Origin of the sequence: Fulvivirga sp. (assembly GCF_040220315.1) — a bacterium.
GTDB lineage: Bacteria > Bacteroidota > Bacteroidia > Cytophagales > Cyclobacteriaceae > Fulvivirga.
The window spans coordinates 1-4,147 of record NZ_JAVJUY010000318.1 but is presented as its reverse complement, the minus strand read 5'-3'; the positions used below and the strand labels follow the sequence as shown (position 1 = coordinate 4,147).

Below are 4,147 nucleotides of genomic sequence, written 5' to 3'. Positions count from 1 at the left end.
ATAGACTTAATTCGAAATGAAGCACAGCATGCACGTGAAGGAAAGCCATCGGGTATCGTAATTAAAATAAACTCGTTGCAAGATAAAGAGAGTATTGATGAGCTATATGCAGCCTCACAAGCTGGTGTACCAATTAAGTTGGTAGTGAGAGGTATGTGCTGCCTTCGCCCTGGCAGGGTAGGGCTAAGTGAGAATATTGAGGTGATCTCAATAGTTGGTCATTATTTGGAACATTCCAGAATTTACTACTTCCATAATGAAGGAAAAGACATTGTTTATATTGGCAGTGCAGATATGATGGTACGTAGCTTTGACAGGAGGCTGGAATCATTGTTTATGATTAATGACGATTTGATTCAAAGACAAATAAAAAATATTTTACAATACAATCTTTTAGATAATGTGAACTCTTATCAGATGCAGGAAGATGGCTCATACATTAAAAAAAGTGCAGGATCTGATCAAGCATTTAACATACATAAAGAGTTTTATAATGTAAGCAAGGAGAATCTATTGGAACTTGATTTAACAACCAAGTTTATTCCACAAGTTGTTGAACCATTATATAATGAAGAATCAGTAGCTGAAGAAGTGAAATCGTCAGACTAGTTTTCTGTACCTTTTTATACCAATAAGGGATTGTAATTTATAAAAATTTAATCTTTTCCTGAGAGGTGTTTTTAATATACAGGTGTTGCATGATACCATCTTTTAAACCTACTTCAGGTACGATAATATTTTTAGCTTTGGCCCATTCCATCACAGCAATATATATTTCAGATGCTGGTACTATTACATCGGCACGGTCGGGGTTTAATTGTAATTCATTGATTCGATCCTCAATAGAAGTATTTCTCACAAATTTTTGAACCTCCTTTAATTTGGTAATTCCTAATTTCTCGCCTGGTTGCTTCATGGCCAATTCAAAGAGTTTATTGATGTTTCCTCCCGTACCCACTGCTGTTATTGGTGAATCGTATTTGGCACACTGATCTATCACCCATTTCTTCATGTTTTTCCAAATAATTGGAGAGTCATGGTGTTCCAATCTTCGAACCGACCCGACTTTAAATGACCGTGAAATTACTTTTATTCCTCCTTTGATAATAGTGAGTTCAGTACTTCCTCCACCTACATCAATATGCAAATAATTTTTCCTTTTGTCCAGAAAAGAACTGATTGCGTTATTGATAAGTAGAGCCTCGTTAGCTCCGTCAATTACCCTTATTTTTAATTTACACTCCTCCTCAACTTCTTTTACAATATCTGCCCCATTCTTAGATTCACGCATTGCAGATGTTGCGCAAGCCATGTAGTCATCCACTTCATACAAGTCAATCAATAATTTAAAAGCTTTCATCAGCTTCTTAAACTTTGCCTTCTTTTCTGGACTAATAGAGCCTGTATTGAACACGTCCTGGCCTAACCTAAGTGGAAAACGAACGTACTCCAGTTTCTTGAAATTTAGTTGTCCTTTAGTTCTAATGGTAGTAGTAACCTGAAGCCTGATGGCATTGGAACCAATATCGATAGCTGCTAATTTCAAATTAATGCTTTGTTTAAGGTAAAGTTCTAAAATACATAACTAATTCAAGTATAATAAACTTAAGCAAATTGAAAAGTGTTTAACTTAGCATTAAGTCAAATTGAATTAGAATGAGTGATTTAAAAAATAGCTTAAGTAATAGAATTTTGGTTTTAGATGGTGCTATGGGTACTATGATCCAAAGGCATAATTTAACAGAAGACGACTTTAGAGGCGAGAGGTTTAAGGATCATAAGAGCTCATTAAAAGGAAATAATGACTTGCTGTCATTGACCAGACCCGATATTATCAAAGATATTCATCGTGCCTATTTTAATGCAGGGGCCGATATAGCCGAAACAAATACATTTAGCGGAACAAGCATCGCACAGGCTGATTACCATTTACAACATATCGTTTATGATTTAAATTATGAATCGGCAAAAATCGCGAAGGAAGTAGCCAATGAGTATTCTGATAAACCGCGCTATGTTGCAGGTTCTATTGGACCAACGAACAGAACGGCTTCTATTTCTCCTGATGTAAATAATCCTGGATTCAGGGCAATAACTTTTGAAGAATTAAAAGTAGCTTATAAAGAGCAGGCGAAAGGCCTATTGGATGGTGGTGTAGACGCGTTTCTCGTTGAAACAGTTTTTGATACACTTAATGCGAAAGCAGCATTATTTGCCATCTCTGAGTTACTGGAAGAAGAAGGTAAAGATGTGCCTATCATGGTTTCAGGTACTATTACCGATGCCAGTGGCCGAACACTTTCTGGACAAACAACTCAAGCATTTTTAATCTCTCTTGAACATATGCCGCTATTAAGTATTGGTTTGAATTGCGCCCTAGGTGCAAAAGAATTAAGACCCTATTTACAAGTGCTTGCTAAAAATGCTGATTTTTATGTGAGTGCGCACCCCAACGCTGGCCTACCAAACGAATTTGGTGAGTATGATGAAACTCCTGAGATGATGGCCAAACAAATCAAAGAGTTTTTGGATGAAGGCCTAATAAACATCATAGGTGGGTGTTGTGGAACTACTCCAGAGCACATTAAAGCTATAGCTGAGTTAGCGGCTAATTATCAACCGAGAAAATTGAACTTAGTAGAAAGTACTATTAACTAGCTTTTCCTTCATCAATTTGATCATCCTGTTCTAACCCAAGGCTTATTTTTCTAACTACTTTATCAAGCTCTATTGTTTGGTCTTGTATTTTATCAATAAAAAGATGAGGATTGCTGTCTTTATCTAGTTTGCTTATATTGGCAAGGCCTAATAATCGTGCTACTGGCCCTCTTATATCATGTGCGATATTATGGCTGTACATAAGTAGGCGCTTATTTTTTGTCTTCAACAGCCTTGTTCGTTCTTCTACTTTCTTTTCTAATTCAATGTTTAATTCATTCAAATTATCCTGAATCTGAATTAGCTCTTCATTTTGCGCCTCTATTTCCATTGCCTTATCATGAAGATTTGAATTCAATTCTTTTAAATAATTCCTATTGGAATCATATTTTGATTTTAGAAAAAATGTTGAAGAGGTTAAAACACCATAAAGGATAAAAAATGTCACAGCCAATGTAAGAACTTCAACTGGTTCTTGCTGAAATCTTAGTTCAGCATTGGATGCTTGCAAAATAAAAATAGTGGTGCATAATAAAATTGTTATAGCATGCATTGTAACTAATACGGCCTTCTTTAATAGTATGGAGAATACAAAACCAATAACTAATATAATGGAAAGCGATATGGTTGTATTAACAGGAACAGTCAAACTTTGTAATAGCATCAGGCCTAACACAACTGTTCCAAAAACAATGGTAGCTGCATTAATATAATTTCTACTTAACCAGTAGCAAATTATACTTGTTATTAAAATAGCAGCATCAATAATTAAGGATAAGGTATCTTCAGGATAGATAATTGCATCAAGTATGAGCACGATCCCAACACCTAGTAAGGCAACTTTCAAAAAGCTTGTAATGAAAAATTTCTCGATACCCATACCATGCAAATTCAATATAAGTATACTAAAAAAAGGATCAATTGTTTAGACTGGCGTATTTAATTCCATTCAAAATGCACAGAATCTTAGAATTGGGGTATGCCTATCAATTGATTCGAGTACTAAAGTTAACAATACAGGTGTATCACTCATCAAGCAATCTGACATTAAGAAATATCGCTATTAGCCGAATCGAATTTCAACTAAACAATTGTGATAGGTAAAATTTAGAAGGATTAAACCGTACCGTAAAGAACGACATTTACTTTCTGCTGATAGCCTTCAATGCTGCATCCACAATATTCTGTGGACCTAATCCATATTTTACCAGAAGGTCTTCAGGTGTTCCACTCTCTCCGAAACTATCATTAACAGCCACCATTTCTAATGGAGTAGGGAGGTTACGAGATAGCGTTTGAGCGATGCTGTCACCCAACCCACCATTCATTTGATGCTCTTCTGCAGAAACTGCACAACCAGTTTTCTTTACTGACTCTAATATGGCTTTTTCATCTAAAGGCTTTATTGTATGGATGTTTATGATCTCAGCAGAAATGCCTTTTTCCGCTAAAATTGCTTCAGCTTCAATTGCTTGCCAAACCATATGAC

5 protein-coding genes are annotated in these 4,147 nt (G+C 35.7%); 2 read left to right on the top strand and 3 right to left on the bottom strand.

Annotated elements, in window-relative coordinates:
* A partial coding sequence (locus tag RLO81_RS16105; RefSeq protein WP_350113934.1) for a phospholipase D-like domain-containing protein occupies positions 1-609 on the top strand: 609 nt, incomplete at its 5' end.
* A 37-nt stretch (positions 610-646) separates the two neighbouring features.
* Here RLO81_RS16105 and RLO81_RS16100 read toward each other — a convergent pair.
* Positions 647-1,546 (bottom strand): Ppx/GppA phosphatase family protein, encoded by a 900-nt coding sequence (locus RLO81_RS16100; protein WP_350113931.1) that lies wholly within the window; start codon positions 1,544-1,546, stop codon positions 647-649.
* Positions 1,547-1,656: 110 nt separating this feature from the next.
* Between RLO81_RS16100 and RLO81_RS16095 the strand changes: the two genes are divergently transcribed.
* Positions 1,657-2,658, top strand: coding sequence for a homocysteine S-methyltransferase family protein (locus RLO81_RS16095; RefSeq protein WP_350113928.1), 1,002 nt, complete (start codon positions 1,657-1,659; stop codon positions 2,656-2,658).
* Here RLO81_RS16095 and RLO81_RS16090 read toward each other — a convergent pair.
* Positions 2,651-3,538 (bottom strand): ATP-binding protein, encoded by an 888-nt coding sequence (locus tag RLO81_RS16090; protein ID WP_350113925.1) that lies wholly within the window; start codon positions 3,536-3,538, stop codon positions 2,651-2,653. The genes RLO81_RS16095 and RLO81_RS16090 overlap by 8 nt on opposite strands.
* Before the next feature lie 262 nt (positions 3,539-3,800).
* On the bottom strand, positions 3,801-4,147 hold a 347-nt coding region (locus RLO81_RS16085; RefSeq protein WP_350113922.1), incomplete at its 5' end, for a transketolase C-terminal domain-containing protein.